The organism is Paucibacter sp. B51, from assembly GCF_027863535.1.
GTDB classification, from domain to species: domain Bacteria; phylum Pseudomonadota; class Gammaproteobacteria; order Burkholderiales; family Burkholderiaceae_C; genus Paucibacter_A; species Paucibacter_A aquatilis.
Genome location: NZ_JAPIVN010000001.1, coordinates 3,660,958 through 3,675,745 on the forward strand (window position 1 = coordinate 3,660,958; position 14,788 = coordinate 3,675,745).

Annotated in this window: 15 protein-coding genes; 5 read left to right on the forward strand and 10 right to left on the reverse strand. The window is 66.4% G+C overall.

Features of this window, described 5'->3' with window-relative positions; translation table 11 throughout:
• Positions 1-35: 35 nt before the first annotated feature.
• The gene (locus OOB33_RS15610; RefSeq protein WP_271009349.1) at positions 36-950 is read right to left on the reverse strand and encodes a DMT family transporter; all 915 of its coding nucleotides are present in this window, start codon (positions 948-950) and stop codon (positions 36-38) included.
• On the opposite strand from OOB33_RS15610, the gene OOB33_RS15615 reads away from it, so the two are divergent.
• On the forward strand, positions 936-1,112 hold the full coding sequence (locus OOB33_RS15615) for a hypothetical protein (RefSeq protein ID WP_271009350.1): 177 nt from the start codon (positions 936-938) through the stop codon (positions 1,110-1,112). The genes OOB33_RS15610 and OOB33_RS15615 overlap by 15 nt on opposite strands.
• 61 nt (positions 1,113-1,173) lie before the next feature.
• On the opposite strand, the gene OOB33_RS15620 is transcribed toward OOB33_RS15615, so the two are convergent.
• The 4 genes from OOB33_RS15620 to OOB33_RS15635 all read right to left on the reverse strand — a co-directional run bounded on the left by OOB33_RS15620 (position 1,174) and on the right by OOB33_RS15635 (position 4,180).
• Positions 1,174-1,878 (reverse strand): Bax inhibitor-1/YccA family protein, encoded by a 705-nt coding sequence (locus OOB33_RS15620; protein WP_102770275.1) that lies wholly within the window; start codon positions 1,876-1,878, stop codon positions 1,174-1,176.
• 105 nt (positions 1,879-1,983) lie between these two features.
• Positions 1,984-2,745, reverse strand: coding sequence for a TerC family protein (locus tag OOB33_RS15625; protein ID WP_271009351.1), 762 nt, complete (start codon positions 2,743-2,745; stop codon positions 1,984-1,986).
• A gap of 165 nt (positions 2,746-2,910) precedes the next feature.
• Positions 2,911-3,309, reverse strand: coding sequence for a hypothetical protein (locus OOB33_RS15630; RefSeq protein ID WP_271009352.1), 399 nt, complete (start codon positions 3,307-3,309; stop codon positions 2,911-2,913).
• A gap of 10 nt (positions 3,310-3,319) precedes the next feature.
• A complete protein-coding gene (locus OOB33_RS15635; RefSeq protein ID WP_442953018.1) occupies positions 3,320-4,180 on the reverse strand; it encodes a ferritin-like domain-containing protein in 861 nt (286 codons plus the stop codon).
• 125 nt (positions 4,181-4,305) lie between these two features.
• On the opposite strand from OOB33_RS15635, the gene OOB33_RS15640 reads away from it, so the two are divergent.
• The 4 genes from OOB33_RS15640 (at position 4,306) to OOB33_RS15655 (ending at position 10,696) form a co-directional block, all read left to right on the forward strand.
• Positions 4,306-4,863, forward strand: a complete 558-nt coding sequence (locus OOB33_RS15640; RefSeq protein ID WP_102770278.1) for a gamma carbonic anhydrase family protein — start codon at positions 4,306-4,308, stop codon at positions 4,861-4,863.
• Positions 4,860-5,828: an Hsp33 family molecular chaperone HslO gene (gene hslO, locus OOB33_RS15645; protein WP_271009353.1), complete on the forward strand. Its 969-nt coding sequence runs from the start codon at positions 4,860-4,862 to the stop codon at positions 5,826-5,828. Before OOB33_RS15640 ends, hslO begins: the two co-directional genes overlap by 4 nt.
• A 171-nt stretch (positions 5,829-5,999) precedes the next feature.
• Entirely contained in the window at positions 6,000-9,581 is a 3,582-nt protein-coding gene (locus tag OOB33_RS15650; protein ID WP_271009354.1) for a hypothetical protein, read from the forward strand.
• A gap of 41 nt (positions 9,582-9,622) precedes the next feature.
• Positions 9,623-10,696: a 6-phosphofructokinase gene (locus tag OOB33_RS15655; RefSeq protein WP_271009355.1), complete on the forward strand. Its 1,074-nt coding sequence runs from the start codon at positions 9,623-9,625 to the stop codon at positions 10,694-10,696.
• A gap of 16 nt (positions 10,697-10,712) precedes the next feature.
• Here the strand turns inward: OOB33_RS15655 and OOB33_RS15660 are convergent, their stop codons facing one another.
• The 5 genes from OOB33_RS15660 to kdsA form a co-directional block, all read right to left on the reverse strand.
• Positions 10,713-11,387, reverse strand: a complete 675-nt coding sequence (locus OOB33_RS15660) for an AAA family ATPase (protein ID WP_102770282.1) — start codon at positions 11,385-11,387, stop codon at positions 10,713-10,715.
• Between the two features lie 22 nt (positions 11,388-11,409).
• Positions 11,410-12,072: a nicotinamide riboside transporter PnuC gene (pnuC, locus tag OOB33_RS15665; RefSeq protein ID WP_271009356.1), complete on the reverse strand. Its 663-nt coding sequence runs from the start codon at positions 12,070-12,072 to the stop codon at positions 11,410-11,412.
• A gap of 76 nt (positions 12,073-12,148) precedes the next feature.
• Entirely contained in the window at positions 12,149-12,418 is a 270-nt protein-coding gene (ftsB, locus tag OOB33_RS15670; RefSeq protein WP_102770284.1) for a cell division protein FtsB, read from the reverse strand.
• Positions 12,419-12,523: 105 nt separating this feature from the next.
• Complete coding sequence (gene eno, locus OOB33_RS15675) at positions 12,524-13,810, reverse strand: phosphopyruvate hydratase (protein WP_102770285.1); 1,287 nt, start codon at positions 13,808-13,810, stop codon at positions 12,524-12,526.
• 113 nt (positions 13,811-13,923) lie between these two features.
• Positions 13,924-14,781: a 3-deoxy-8-phosphooctulonate synthase gene (gene kdsA, locus OOB33_RS15680; RefSeq protein ID WP_271009357.1), complete on the reverse strand. Its 858-nt coding sequence runs from the start codon at positions 14,779-14,781 to the stop codon at positions 13,924-13,926.
• Positions 14,782-14,788 lie beyond the last annotated feature (7 nt).

A 14,788-nucleotide genomic window follows, 5' to 3' on the forward strand; every position in this document is an offset into this window, starting at 1 on the left:
CATCCGTGAAAACCCTATGACAAAAATCAGGGTTTCTACTTAATTGGTAAAACTTCACTTGAAGTCTTGGCTGGCTGGAGCAGAGGCAGCAACTGCACCACCAGCAGGCTGCCCAGGATCAGGGCGCAGCCGGCGAGGCCCGCCGGGGCCAGGCGGTCCCCCATCAGCCAGTAGCCAAACAGTGCGGCAAACAAGGTCTCCGAGGACAGCACGATGGCGGCGTCGGCCGCATGGGCATAGCGCTGCGCCACCACCTGGGCGGTGAAGGCCACGCCGACCGACAGAATGCCGGTGTACAGAATCGGTGTGGCAGCGGTCTGGATGCCGGCGCCGCTGAAGGGCTCGAACAGCAGCCCCCAGATCAAGGCCAGCAGGCCGCAGACGAAAAACTGGCCGCAGGCCACGAGAAAGGGCGCCGCCATGCGGTCCGCGACGCGGCCGATCAGCAGCACATGCAGACCCCAGGGCAGGGCCGAGGCGATCACCCAGCTGTCGCCGAGGCCGATCTCCAGGCTTTGCGCGCCCGAGAGCAGAAAAGCGCCGACCAGGCAGGCCAGCGCGCCGGGCCAGACCGACCAATGCGGCAGCTGGCGCAGCAGCAACCAGCCCAGCACCGGCACCAGGGGCACGTACAGCGCGGTCAGAAAGCCGGCATTGGTGACCGTGGTGTACTTGATGCCGATCTGCTGCATGGCTGCACCCAAGGTCAGCAGCATGCCCAGGCCCAGGATCTTCAGGCCGTCATCGCGGTTCAGCGCCAGCTGCCGCCCGGCCAGGTAGTTCCACTCGCGCCAGGCCAGCGGCAGCACGACCAGGGCGCCGACCAGAAAGCGCAGCCCGGTGAACATCATCGGCCCCAGCTCCTGCATGCCATGGCTTTGCGCCACAAAGGCCGAGCCCCAGATCAGGGCGATGAGGGTCAGCAGGAGATTGGCTTGGATGCGGCTCAAGAGATGGGGCTTTCCGTGCAAGAGGCGGGGGTCAACTGGCGTGATCGTTTCGAATGGCGTGGCGGCCAAAAAGAAACGGCGCCGATTATCGCGGCGCCGCTTCAAGCCAGAGCTGAGCTCAACCCAAAACTGGGGTCAAACCCAAAACTGGGGTCAGAGTGAGTTTCGGCGCATGGCCGAAATCACTCCGCTCAGCTCAGCTCAGCTCATTCAGCCATCCTCATCATTCCTCACGGCCACCAAAAATGCCCAGCAGCGACAGCAGCGACTGGAACACGTTGTACAGGCTCAGGTACACGCTCAGTGTGGCGGTGATGTAGTTGGTTTCTTCGCCGTCTTGCACGCGCTTGAGGTCGTACAGGATGAAGGCCGAGAAGATGCCAATCGCCAGCACCGACAGCGTGATCATCAGCGCGCTGGACTTCAGGAAGATGTTGGCAATGCCCGCCACCAGCAAGAGGATCATGCCGATGAAGAGGAATTTGCCCATGCTGCTCAGGTCACGCTTGATCACCGTGGACAGCGAGGCCATGCCCAGGAAGATGGCGCCCGTGCCCGCGAAGGCCGTCATGATCAGCTCGGCGCCATTGCCCAGGCCCAGGACCGCACCCACCAGGCGCGACAGCATCAGGCCCATGAAAAAGGTGAAGCCCAGCAGCACAGGCACGCCCGCGGCCGAGTTCTTGGTCTTCTCGATGGCGAACATGAAGCCGAACGCACCGGCCATGAAGACGATCAGGCCGACCATGGGCGACATGGCCTTGGACAGGCCGGTGGCCACGCCCAGCCAGGCGCCCAGCACCGTCGGCACCATGGACAGGGCCAGCAGCCAGTAGGTGTTGCGCAGCACGCGGTTGCGTTCGCGGCGCAGCGCGCCCTCGTTGAGGCCGGTGGAGACGGCAGAGAAAGATCCGAAGTTCGGGTTCATGACAGCAACTCCTGTGAGAGTGAGTGAATGAATGGGTTGAAAGAAGAAGGGAAGACTGGGTTGTGAGTTTGATCGACCTCGATCTCGGGCGAGCGAGTTGCGGCCTCAGCCCTTGTCGCCGGCCGCAGCAGCGGCCAAACGCTTGCCGCGGGCGCGGATGTTGAGGGCCTCGACCGCCAGCGAGAAGCACATCGCGGCGTAGAGGTAGCCCTTGGGCACATGTTGGTCGAAGGCTTCGGCCGTCAGCGCCATGCCCACCATCACCAGGAAGGCCAGAGCCAGCACCTTGACCGAAGGATGGCGGTCCACAAACTCGCCGATCGGTTTGGCCGCGATCAGCATCACGCCGACCGAGGTCACCACGGCCGCCACCATCACGCCGATGCGGTCCACCATGCCGACCGCGGTGATCACCGAATCGAGCGAGAACACGATATCGATCACGGCGATCTGGCCGATCACCATCCAGAACAGCTTGCGCCCGGCGGCTTTCAGCGCAGCGGCATCGGCCGTCGGCGGGCCGTCCTGCTCATGGGCTTCCACTTCGACAAAGATCTCGTGCGAGGCCTTGTACAGCAGGAACAGGCCACCCAGCAGCAAGACCAGATCTCGGCCGCTGATGCCTTGGCCGAAGACATGGAAGAGATCGGCCGTCAGGCCCATGACCCAGCTCAGCGAGAACAGCAGCAGCAGGCGCGACACCATCGCAAAACCCAGGCCCAGGCGCCGCGCCTGATCGCGCTGCTCCGGCGGCAGGCGGCCGACCAGGATGGAGATGAAGATGATGTTGTCGATGCCCAGGACGATTTCCAGGGCGGTCAGCATCGCGAAGGCGAGCCAGAGATTGGGGTCGAAAAGAAAGTCCATGCGGGCGAGAAAGAGGGGCTGAGGCGGTGCACGAGGCCGCAGCACAGAGGCTGCGAACTGCCGGCGGCAAAAGAAGAGAAAAGCGGGGAGGAAGGACGGCGCCGAATGGAGTCGCTCGCAACTTGGGCCCTTCAGGCCATGGGCGAGCGCGGCAGCTGCGGGCGATCAGCCCCCGCGCGGGCGTGGCGGCCGCTGCAGGCCTTCGAGCCAGGGGGCATCGAGCAGAGGCGGGACTTTGAGGTCCGGCGGCAGCAGGCTTGTGGCACTGAGCTGCAAGCCCGAAGGCGGCAGGCCCAGCTCGGGCGCTTCCAACCCATCGCCAAGCTCGGCGCCGGTCACTGGAGTGTCGACCGCTGGTTCTAACGTGACCTCGGTCCAGGAAGTGAAACCATCCGCGGCGTTCAAGTCCGGCGCGCAGGTGGTTGCGGACTGCTGAGCCGCAATCAGTCCCCAAGCTTGCGCCGGTGCGCTGCCCATCACGAGCAGGCCCAGGGCCAGGCAGAGCGCCAGCCCGAGCTGGAGCCCGCGTGCGAGGCGAAGGATGAAGGCGGAGAACAGGGTCACAGGTCGCAGTTTAGCTGGCCGTGCCGTTGATCGCCTGAGCGGCGTCGGGCGCGCCCGTTCGATCGTTCGAGAAATCCGCCTGAAGGTAGGCCAATTCTTCTTCGCTGAAGCCGGCTGCGCCGCGAGCGCTCAGGTTGAAGGGCGGGCGCAGCCGCGGCGCCTGGTAGTGCTGCACCAGGCCAGGATAAATCGCCACGGGGTCCAGGCCACGCAAGCGGCAGCAGTGGCGGTACCAGCGGTTGCCGATCTCCACATGGCCGATTTCTTCGCGCAGGATGATGTCCAGAATAGCCACCGCCCGTGCGTCGCCGGCGCGGGCCAGCTTGGCCTGCAGCGGCGGCGTGGCATCCAGGCCGCGCGCCTCCAGGGTGCGCGGTACCAGGGCCATGCGGGCCAGCACATCGTCGGCCGTGCGTTCGGCCATGGTCCAAAGGCCGTCATGGGCGTCGAAGTCGCCGTAGCGGTGGCCCAGGCTTTGCAGATGATCGTGCAGCAGGCTGAAATGCTGCGCCTCCTCGGCGGCTACACGCAGCCAGTCGAGGTAGAACTCACGCGGCATGCCGGCAAAGCGCCAGACCGCATCCAAGGCCAGATTGATGGCGTTGAACTCGATATGTGCGATGGCGTGGATCAGCGCGGCCCGGCCTTCCAGCGTGAAGGGCGAGCGGTTCGGCACTTGCAGGGCGGACAGCAAACGCGGCCGCTCCGGTCGGCCCGGCACGCCCTCGGGGCGCTGCAGCCGGGCTTCGGTGTCGAGGGAAAGCCCGTTCTGGGCCTCCAGGTAGAGGGCTTGAGCCGCAGCGGCCTTGTCGGCGGGGGAGATCAGGCAGAGAACGTGCAGGGCACGGGCGCGGCAGTCCAGAGGCATCATGGCCCAATTATCCCGCCAGGGCTTGCCAGGTTCAGGCCGGCAAAGCCCCGGTCGCGCCGTGCCGCCCAGCGGCCCGCTTAAAATAACGGGTTTTGCCGCGGCCAGGCGCCGTCCGGGAGCACGAGATGGGGATATTCCAGTTGGACGAACACCGGCCCGAAGTCGCCGCCAGCGCCTGGGTGGCCGACAGCGCCCAGATCATCGGCCGGGTGCATCTCGACGAAGATGTCAGCATCTGGTTCAACGCTGTGTTGCGCGGTGACAGCGAACACCTGCACATCGGCCCGGGCTGCAATATCCAGGACGGCTCCGTGCTGCATGCCGACCATGGCTTTCCGCTGCGTCTGGAGGCCGGCGTGACGGTCGGCCACCAGGTGATGCTGCATGGCTGCACGGTGGGCGAGAACTCCTTGATCGGCATTGGCGCCGTGGTCCTCAACGGTGCCCGCATCGGCCGCGACAGCATCGTCGGCGCCGGTGCGCTGGTGACCGAGGGCAAGGCGTTTCCGGACGGCAGCCTGATCGTGGGCAGCCCGGCCAAGGTCGTGCGCGAGCTCACGCCTGAGCAGATCGAAGGCTTGCGTGCCAGTGCCCGCCACTACATCGCCAACGGCCAGCGCTACGCCAGCGGCTTGCAAGACATCAGCGGCGACTATCCCCAGAATTCCAAAGCCAAACCATGAGTGAACTGCATAAATTCCTGTTCGAAGGCCTGCCCGTGCGCGGCATGCTGGTGCGCCTGACCGGCAGCTGGCAAGAGGTGCTTCAGCGCCGCGAGGCGGTGGGCGCGCATCCGCCCGAACTGCGCGCCCTGCTGGGCGAGATGTCGGCCGCGGCCGTGCTGATGCAGTCCAACATCAAGTTCAACGGCGCCTTGGTGCTGCAGGTGTTTGGCGACGGCCCGGTCAAGCTGGCCGTGGCCGAGGTGCAGCCTGATCTGAGCTTCCGCGCCACGGCCAAACTGGTCGGTGAGGTGCCGGAGGGCGCCCAGCTTGAAGCCATGCTCAATGTTCATGGCCAGGGCCGTTGCGCCATCACCCTGGACCCCAAGGACAAGTTCCCCGGCCAGCAGCCCTACCAGGGCGTGGTGCCGCTGCACGGTGACCAGCGCGAGCCGCTGCAAAAGCTCTCGGAGGTGCTGGAGCACTACATGCTTCAGTCCGAGCAGCTGGACACGAAACTGGTGCTGTTCGCCAACGACGAGATCGCCGCCGGCCTCTTGATCCAGCGCCTGCCGGTCGAGGGTGAGGCCAATCTGGAAGGGCAGGGCGCCACCCTGCGCAACGAGGACGAAATCGGCCTGTCCGACGCCTTCAACCGCATCAGCATGCTGGCTTCCACCCTGACCCGCGATGAACTCCTGGGCCTGGATGCCGAGACCATTCTGCGCCGCCTGTTCTGGGAAGAAAGCGTGCGCCGCTTCGAGCCGCTGGCGCCGCGCTTCGCCTGCAGTTGCTCGCGCGAGCGCGTCAGCCAGATGCTCAAGGGCCTGGGCCGCGACGAGGTCGAAGAGGTGCTGGCCGAGCGCGGCAATGTCGAAATCGGCTGCGAGTTCTGCGGCCTGCAGTACCACTTCGACGCGGTTGATGTTGGCCAACTGTTTGCGCAAGAGCTGGCCCAAGCCGGCGGTAGCGGCACCGTGCAATAAGCCCGGCGACGCTGCGGTCCCCATGCCCCCGAGGCGCGGCGTGGCGCGGATGCCGCGCTCCGCTGGCAATACGACCTGAGGGATTGACGCTCCCGCCCTGATCCTCGACCTTGTCCGGCGGTCCCGCGTGTTCCGCGGGTGCGAGGCCGGTAGCGGCCTGAAAGGGCGAGGATGGACAACAAAGGCGGTGGAATCCCCTGGACCAGCTTGGCCGTGCTGGTCGCTTTCATCACCAGCACCCAGCTGGTTCCTCATGCGTTTGACCAGTTGCGTCCGGCCGAGAAGGAGCGGGCGCAAGCCGTGACGGCGGCCGACCTGGAGGTGGAAGCGCGGCTTTGGGAAGACCCCTTTGTGGCCGTGCGCCGCCATGAGGCCGAACGGCTGGAGCGCTGCGACAAGCTCTACAAGGACCCGGCCAAGGCCACCGAGTGCAAACTCAAGTCGGTCGCAGCTCTGCGCACGCCGCAGGAGTTGTCGCGCCGCCTGAGTGGCGATGACGAACCGGATTCCAGCGAAACCCTGGTTCTTGTGGCCTTGGTGCCCGGCAACGCCTTTGTTGGGGCCGAGGAGGGGCGGCGGCGCACGCGCTATGCCGTGCTGGCGGGCCTGCAGGCCAAAGGCTATGTGCCCGACAACGCCGAGCGCCTGGGCCTGCTGCAGCTGGACGAAGCCAAGCTCAGTCCCCAGGCTGCTGCCAGCAATGGCGTGCGTCCGGGCTTGCTGGTGCCCTATGAGCTGCTCTCGGCCAGCAGCTTGAGCGCGGCGGTGGCCCGGACTTCTCCGGCCCGGCCGGCTCAGGCAGCCTCAGATGTGGCCGACATCGCGCAGGCCTCGCGTTACAGCCAGGTGGCTGTGCTGTGGGTGGATGAGACCGCTTTGCCTTCGCGCAAGCTCGACAGCCTGGCCTTGATGCTGCATGCCCTTTTCGAGCCTTGGGCTGCTGGCAAGCGGGAGCCACCGCCACTGGCTGTGATTGGCCCGTCCACCACCGATGCCCTGCGGGTGGCATTGGCCGATCTGCGCAGCGCCGCCTGGCGGCTGGGGCCGGGGCCCGGTTCGCGCAGCCATTGTTCGGTTCCGCCCGGGCAGCGACCTCTGGCCCAGGCCCCGACTGCCTCCGAACCTTGGCTCGATGGTTACTGGCACCTGTCGCGGGCCTTGCTGCTGAGCCCGTTCTCCACCGCCAGTGACGCCATGCTCAGCGAACTCGACGGCAGCAGCCTCGAGGACTATGTGTCCTGGCGCTTTTGTCGCCTGCAGGGTGGGCGCCAGGACCCGCCGGTGCGGCTGATCCGCAAGATCGGCAGCGACAAGGAGCTGCTGGACCAGTTGACGGGCGAGCTGAGCTTGAGACTGTCGGCCACAGCACGCTCGCCGCAGCGTGTGGTCTTGATCGGCGAACGCGACTCGCTCTACGCCCAGGCCTTGGCGGGGCAACTGCGTGCACAGCTTTCGCAGAATCCGGCCCTTCATTTGGAAGAGCTGTACTTTTTCCGTGGCCTGGACGGTGTGACAACGCGCGACGTCGGTCGCGATGAGGCGCGCGGCGGATCCGGCAAAGCTGATGCGCAAGCACGCATTGAGTGGCCCGAAGCCCGCGATCAGCTGGACTACCTGCGTCGCCTGGCCCAGCAGTTGCAACGCAGCGAGTCCAAGGTCGGGGCCCTGCCCATCGGGGCCATCGGTCTGATGGCCAGTGACGTGCATGACAAGCTCCTGCTGCTGCAGGCTCTGCACGAGAGTTTCGCGGACAAGGTTTTTTTCACCACCGATATGGATGCACGCTTTCTGCATCCGCGTGTCCAGACCTTCACCCGCAATCTGCTGGTGGCATCCAGTCTGCCGCTGGAGTTTCCGCGCCTGTCGTCGCCGCGCTGCCAGGCGGTGGCCGATCGCGTTGGGCTGCCCGCGCCCGATCTGGCGGCCGGCAATCCACCCTGGCGCGATGTGTACCAATCGTCAGCCTATCTCGCAGCTCGGCATGCCGGTTGTCGCAGCAAAGCCTGCCGGGCCGTGGAGGACTGTGCGGCCGAAGAGGCACTCGATCACCCCTCGCTCTACGAGGTGGGCCGCAGCGGCGCCATGGCTTTGAGTGGTTATGCCTTCGAGCGCCGCCCGCCCGGCAAAGCCTACGGTGTGCGCCTGGCGGCCGTGGCTTTGCCGGTGCTTTTGCTGTTGGGCCTGCTGGTCTGGCCGGGCACGCCGGTGCTGCGCAACATCCGGCGTCGCCGGGCCGCGGCGCGGCTGGAGCATCTGCCGGCTGGATTGGTGCCCTCCATTTCCTTGCCGGAGCTGGGCTTCGTGGCCCTTTACTGCTGGCTGTTTTTCTTCACCCTGGTCAGTCTGAGCGAGATGCTGTGGCCGGGCCATCTGCGCTTTGCGCCTGGCATGTTGGGCCTGAGCCTGGGCAGCACGCTGCTGGTGCTCTTGTCCTTGGCGCCCGAGCATCGTTTCGGCTTCGGATTTGGCAAGGGCCTCGGCGCAGGGGGCGCGCCGGCCATCATGGCCCCGGGACTGCGTCGCACGCTACGCGGGCTGTGTTGGGTGACCCTGGGCCTGGTCTGGGCCTATGTGCTGAGCGGCGTCGAGGCCCGCCGTTGCGACAGCTGTGAGCCCCTGGCCTGGTTGGAGGGGCTCAGCGCCTGGCCTTCGCACCTGCTCCATCTGCTGGCCCTGCTCGCGATTGTTGACACCCTGGATGCCACCTGGTCTCGCAGTGTTCAGGGCATGGCCGAAGACAGCGCCTGGCTGCATCTGCCCGAACAGACGCCCAAACGCGCCGGTGTCGCGGCCCGCCAGGGCGGTTTGCGCCTCATGCGCCGGATCTGGCAGCGGCATTTGAGCGTGGCCGGCTGGCATGCGGCGCCTGGGGGCAGCCTGGACTTTCGCATCCTCTGGCATCAGTACGGTCGGCGTGGCAGCCGGGTGCCTCGGGCTCTGCGCATCATGTTGGGTTTTGTGCTGACTCTGCTCGTGGTCCTGGGTTTGTTCTTTGGTTTCAGCGACGGCGTCGGTCCGGCCGTGCCCGTGCGAGGCGAGGATCACCGCGCCTTGATCCGTTTCACGCTCGATGCCATCCTGGTGCTGCTGCCGTTGCTGGTGGTGGCGGTGGGCGACGCCACCATGCTGGCCTGCCGATTCATTCGATTGCTCACGGCCGCGCGCACGATCTACCCGGCGAGCACGCTGGCGCATTTCGCCGCCAGCCTGGGCAGCGCGCATGAGGCACTGTGGCTGCGCGCCATCGCCGCCGACCCGGCCCAGCGCGCCGTGGCGCCACCCGAACTGCGCCGCCACAGCCTGCTGGACGACTGGATCGATGTGCAAATCGTCGTGCGCCGCAGCGCGCGCATCGGGCCCTTGGTGATGGGGCCCTTCGTGGTATTGGCGCTCTTGATCGTCGGGCGCAGCCGCTTGTTCGACAACTGGTCGCTGACCTTGCCGGTGGCCATGGCCGCCAGTGCCTACCTGCTGGGCCTGCTGGCCCTGGCCGTGCTGCTCAAGCAGGCGGCCGAACAGGCGCGCAGCCGGGCCTTGCGCCGTATGGAGGCCGATCTGCGCTGGCTGATGGGCGGCGATGAGGAGCAGCGCAAGCTGATCGAGCCCTTCAAGCGGCTGATGGCCTCGGTGCAGGAGGAGCGCGGCGGCGCGCTGGCGCCGATCTTTGAGCAGCCCTTGGTCAAGGCCCTCTTGGTGCCCTTGGGCGGGGCTGGCGGCGCCCAGCTGTTCGAGTATTTCCTGCTGGCGCGCTGACCCATAATTGTTGCGATCACCATGACCTTTGCAGCCCCTCCATGCACATAGCCATCCTCACCGGCGGCGGCGACTGCCCCGGCCTCAATGCGGTGATCCGCGCCGTCAGCCTGGCCCTGATCCAGCAATGCGGGGCCCGGGTCAGCGGTGTCGAGCGAGGCTTCCTGGGCCTGATCGAGCAGCGCCTGCGGCCCCTGGCCCTCGCCGATGTACGGGACATCCTGGCCCAGGGAGGCACCATCCTCGGCACGCACAACCGCTGTGATCCTTTCCACTACTTTGCCGAGGGCGGGGCGGATGTCTCGGCGCGCGTGCTCGATTTCGTGCGGGCCCAAGGTATTGATGCGTTGGTCGCCATCGGCGGCGACGGCACCATGGCGATTGCCGAGCAATTCAGCCGTTTGGGCCTGCCCGTGGTGGGGGTGCCCAAGACCATCGACAACGACCTCTACCTGACTGAACGCAGCTTCGGTTTCGACAGCGCCGTGGCGGTGGTGTCCGAAGCCCTGGACCGCTTGGAAACCACGGCGCGCAGCCATGGCCGGGTCATGATTGCCGAGACCATGGGCCGGCATGCCGGCTGGATTGCGCTGGAAGGGGGATTGGCGGGTGGGGCGGATGCCATCCTGCTGCCCGAGTTGCCCTACCGGCTGGAGGCCGTGATCGAGCATTGCCGACGCCGGACAGAGGGCGGAGGCCATGCCTTGATTTGCGTGGCCGAAGGGGCGCATGCCCAGGCGCAAAGCCAGGTGGTGCGTGCCTTGCTGGCCGACAGCCCGGACCCGGTGCGCCTGGGCGGCATCGGTGCGCTGCTGGCCCAGCAGCTGCAGCAGGCTTTGGGTGAACACAGCGAGGTGGAGGTGCGCTCGACCTTGCTCGGCCATGTGCAGCGCGGTGGCACACCCACGGCCTTCGATCGCGTGCTGGCCACACAGTTTGGCTGGGCCGCGGCCCAGCTGGTGCGCGAGGGCCGCTTCGGCCGCATGGTGGCCTTGCAAGGGGCAGAGTTCACCAGCGTGGCCCTGGCCGAGGTGGCGGGGCGCAACCGCCTTGTGCCCCTGGATCACCCCTTGCTGCAAGCAGCGCGGGGGCTGGGCCTCTGCCTCGGTCAGTGAGCTGGGCCGGGCGCGTTCAGCGGCGCCGGTTCAAGAGGTGCTCGCACTCGGGTACATCGCAGTTGTCGCAGGCCCAGCGCCACTCGGGCAGGGCGTCCTGGCGGGCCTGCAGGCGGCTGAAGAGGCCCGTGGCCGGCAGGGGCGCGGTCTTTCGGGCCAGCAGCAAGGGCGTGATGGCATTGAGGGCGGCTTCCAGGCGCTGCGCACCGCTGCCGGCCACCACCGACCAACCGAGGCCCGCGCCCATCAGCGCTCGCCGCACGGCCGCATCCACCGGCGCCCGCACATGGGCGCCGTCGCGCTGCAGACCGTCGGCCACCCAAGGCAGGTCCAACGCGGTCAACAAGGTCAGGGCGCAGCGGCGGTGGAAAGCCAGGCCGGTATCCAGCAAGGAGTGGTCGTCAAACAGCAGCTCGCTGTAGACCGCCGTCATCAGCGGCGTGGTGTCGCAGAGCACCAGATCGGCGCTGAGCGCCAGGGCTTCGCAGCGGGTCGCCTGGGCGGCGGCAATGGCGGCCTGTTCTTCGGGGCGAGGTGTGCGGCCCGCTTGATCGCACCATTCGCGCAGCAGCTCGGGGGCCCAGGCACAGCGCAGGCCGGTGGCCTCGCTCAAGCGCTGCTGCAGGCTTTGGGCCAGGGTCGATTTGCCGGTGCTCTCCGCACCGACGATGGCGATCAGCAAGCCGGGCACGGCTGGGTCTGCCAGGTCTTCATCAAGCCAGTGCCTGGCGGGAACCGCCGCTCGCGTGGCTGTGCTTGAGCTGCTGCGCCCAGGCGCGCCAGCCGGCCACCGACATGGGGATGAAGACTGCGTAGAGCAGCACGGTCAGCCAATAGCCCTTGTAGGCGAACAAGGCGACGCTGACGCCGTTGACCAGCACCCAGACGCCCCAGTTTTCCTGGTACTTGCGCGCCAGCAGCCACTGGCCGAGCAGGCTGGCGACCGTGGGGAAGGCATCCCAGAAGGGCACGGGTGAATCGGTCTGGTGCTGCAGAAACAGGCCCAGCAGCGGCCAGGCCAGCAGGGTGGCAAGCAGCGAGGCCCACAGGCCCGTGGTGCTCAGGCGCCGCACGCGCAGGGCCTGGCCGTCATCGCCTTTGCCACGCAGCCATTGCCACCAGCCCCAAAGCGAGAGGCTCACAAACAGCAGCTGCAGGCTGGCTTCACCGTACAGCTTGCCGCTCCAGAACAGCAGGAAGTAAAGCAGCGAGCTGAGGATGGCCAGCGGCCACGCCAGGGCGTGCACACGCATATTGCAGACCACCATCCACAAGGCCAGCACAAAGGCGATCAACTCGGTCCAGGTGATGGGGCTGCCCAGCAACTCAAAGGCCGGGGCAAACAGGGGTTGCAGTTGCAGCAGCAAAGCGTCCATGCGGAACGGCGTGTCCTCGAATCGGGGTGGATTTAGGGCAAGGTAGGGCAGGGCCGGGCTGTCAGCGCGGCGGCGCTCAGCGGCGCACTTGCACGTAGATCTCGTCGGGCTTGATCATGCCGAGCTCGAAGCGCGCTTTCTCCTCGACCATCTCCAGGCCTTCGCGCAGGTCCCGCAGTTCCGCTTCCAGCTGCGCGTTGCGGGCGCGGGCCTGTTCATTGGCCTGCTGTGCCTGGGCCAGCTCGGCGCGCAGCTGCACGCCGCGAGGCAGGCTGCCCTTGCCCAGCCAGAGCTGGTACTGGATCAGCAGCAAGAAGGCCGCGAGGATGACGCCAAGTGTTTTCACGCGCGCAGTTTAGCCGAGCCGCGAAGCAATAAAAAACGCCGCAAGACCGGAGGGTCGGGCGGCGTTGGCAGATCAGGGCCACTCAGGATCGAGTGGCGGCCCGCATCACTTCAGGTTGTAGAAGGCAGCGCGGCCGGGGTAGACAGCCACATCGCCCAGGTCTTCCTCGATGCGCAGCAGCTGGTTGTACTTGGCCATGCGGTCCGAGCGCGACAGCGAGCCGGTCTTGATCTGGCCGGCGTTCAGGCCGACGGCGATGTCGGAGATGGTCGAGTCTTCGGTTTCGCCCGAGCGGTGCGAGATCACGGCGGTGTAGCCGGCGCGCTTGGCCATCTCGATGGCGGCGAAAGTTTCGGTCAGGGTGCCGATCTGGTTGATCTTGATCAGGATCGAGTTGGCGATGCCCTTGTCGATGCCTTCTTTCAGGATCTTGGTGTTGGTGACGAAGAGATCGTCGCCCACCAGCTGCACCTTCTGGCCCAGCACTTCGGTGATGTGCTTCCAGCCGTCCCAGTCGCCTTCGGCCATGCCGTCTTCGATCGAGATGATGGGGTACTTGTCCACCCAGGTGGCCAGCATGGAGGTCCATTCCTGGGCCGTCAGCTGGATGCCGCCTTCGCCTTCCAGCACGTACTTGCCGTCCTTGTAGAACTCGCTGGCGGCGCAGTCCAGGCCCAGGGCGATCTGCTCGCCGGCGGTGTAGCCGGCGGCGTCGATGGCTTGCAGGATCAGCTGGATGGCGGCTTCATGGCTTTCCACGCTGGGCGCGAAACCACCTTCGTCGCCCACGGCGGTGGAGATGCCCTTGTCGTGCAGGATCTTCTTCAGTGCGTGGAACACCTCGGCGCCCCAGCGCAGGGCTTCACGGAAGCTCGGTGCGCCCACGGGAATGATCATCAACTCTTGCAGGTCGAGGCTGTTGTTGGCGTGCGCGCCGCCGTTGATGACGTTCATCATCGGCACCGGCAGCTGGTTGCCGCCCATGCCGCCGAAGTAACGGTACAGGGGCAGGCCCGATTCTTCGGCCGCAGCGCGGGCCACGGCCATGGACACGGCCAGCATGGCGTTGGCGCCCAGGCGGCTCTTGTTCTCGGTGCCGTCCAGGTCGATCAGGGTGCGGTCCAGGAAGGCTTGCTCAGAGGCATCCAGGCCTAGCACGGCCTCGGAGATCTCGGTGTTGATATGCTCGACGGCCTTCAGAACGCCCTTGCCCAGATAACGGCTCTTGTCACCGTCACGCAGTTCGATCGCTTCGCGCGAGCCGGTCGATGCACCCGAAGGCACGGCGGCACGGCCCATCACGCCGGATTCCAGCAAGACATCGCATTCGACGGTCGGGTTGCCGCGGCTGTCCAGAATTTCGCGGCCGACGATATCAACAATGGCACTCATTCAAGCTCTCCAAAAGGTCAAAAATTCGGTTTCGGCGCGCATCTTGCCAGCTGGCAGTTACCGGCGCTGAACAATCGTGCGCGGGGTCCGCCCGCCAAGGCGGGCGATCCAATTCAGGCCGAGAAGTCGTTCTCGAGCAGGGGCTGGCTCTTGACCAAGCGGTCCAGGGCCACCAGTTGTTCCAGCAAGGCGCGCATGCGCTGCAGGGGCACGGCATTGGGGCCGTCCGACCAGGCCTCCGCCGGGCGCGGATGGGTTTCCATGAAGAGTCCCGCCACACCCGCAGCCACGCCGGCGCGGGCCAGCACCGGCACCATCTCGCGGGCGCCGCCGCTGCTGGTGCCCTGGCCACCGGGCTTCTGCACCGAGTGGGTCACATCAAACACCACCGGCGCGCCGGTTTTGCGCATCTCGGCCAGGCTGCTCATGTCGGCGACGAGGTTGTTGTAGCCAAAGCTCACGCCGCGTTCGCAGGCCAGGAAGCGGTCTTCCGACAGGCCGGCTTCGCGCGCAGCGTCGCGGGCCTTGTCGATGACGTTCTTCATGTCCCAAGGGGCCAGGAACTGGCCTTTCTTGATATTGACCGGCTTGCCCGACTTGGCCACCGCGCGGATGAAATCCGTCTGGCGGCAGAGGAAGGCCGGGGTCTGCAGCACGTCGACGACGCTGGCGACCTCTGCCACCTGCGATTCATCGTGCACATCGGTGATGATGGGTAGCTGCAGCTGGCGGCGCACTTCATCGAGGATCTTCAGGCCGGCATCGATGCCGACGCCGCGCTTGGTCGAACCCGAGGAGCGGTTGGCCTTGTCGAAGGAACCCTTGTAAATCAGCGGAATGCCCAGAGCCGTGCAGGCTTCCTTGAGCTGACCAGCCACGTCGAGCGACATTTCCAGGCCCTCGATCGAGCAGGTGCCGGCGATCAGGAAGAAAGGTCGGTCGATGCCGACCTCAAAACCGCAAAGCTTCATGGGCAGG

Excerpts from the sequence above, each read along its gene's own strand:
- OOB33_RS15620 (WP_102770275.1), bottom strand. The coding sequence starts at position 1,878 with ATGAACCCGAACTTCGGATCTTTCTCTGCCGTCTCCACCGGCCTCAAC.
- OOB33_RS15625 (WP_271009351.1), bottom strand. The coding sequence starts at position 2,745 with ATGGACTTTCTTTTCGACCCCAATCTCTGGCTCGCCTTCGCGATGCTG.
- OOB33_RS15635 (WP_442953018.1), bottom strand. The coding sequence starts at position 4,180 with ATGATGCCTCTGGACTGCCGCGCCCGTGCCCTGCACGTTCTCTGCCTG.
- OOB33_RS15640 (WP_102770278.1), top strand. The coding sequence starts at position 4,306 with ATGGGGATATTCCAGTTGGACGAACACCGGCCCGAAGTCGCCGCCAGC.
- hslO (WP_271009353.1), top strand. The coding sequence starts at position 4,860 with ATGAGTGAACTGCATAAATTCCTGTTCGAAGGCCTGCCCGTGCGCGGC.
- OOB33_RS15650 (WP_271009354.1), top strand. The coding sequence starts at position 6,000 with ATGGACAACAAAGGCGGTGGAATCCCCTGGACCAGCTTGGCCGTGCTG.
- OOB33_RS15655 (WP_271009355.1), top strand. The coding sequence starts at position 9,623 with ATGCACATAGCCATCCTCACCGGCGGCGGCGACTGCCCCGGCCTCAAT.
- pnuC (WP_271009356.1), bottom strand. The coding sequence starts at position 12,072 with ATGGACGCTTTGCTGCTGCAACTGCAACCCCTGTTTGCCCCGGCCTTT.
- eno (WP_102770285.1), bottom strand. The coding sequence starts at position 13,810 with ATGAGTGCCATTGTTGATATCGTCGGCCGCGAAATTCTGGACAGCCGC.
- kdsA (WP_271009357.1), bottom strand. The coding sequence starts at position 14,781 with ATGAAGCTTTGCGGTTTTGAGGTCGGCATCGACCGACCTTTCTTCCTG.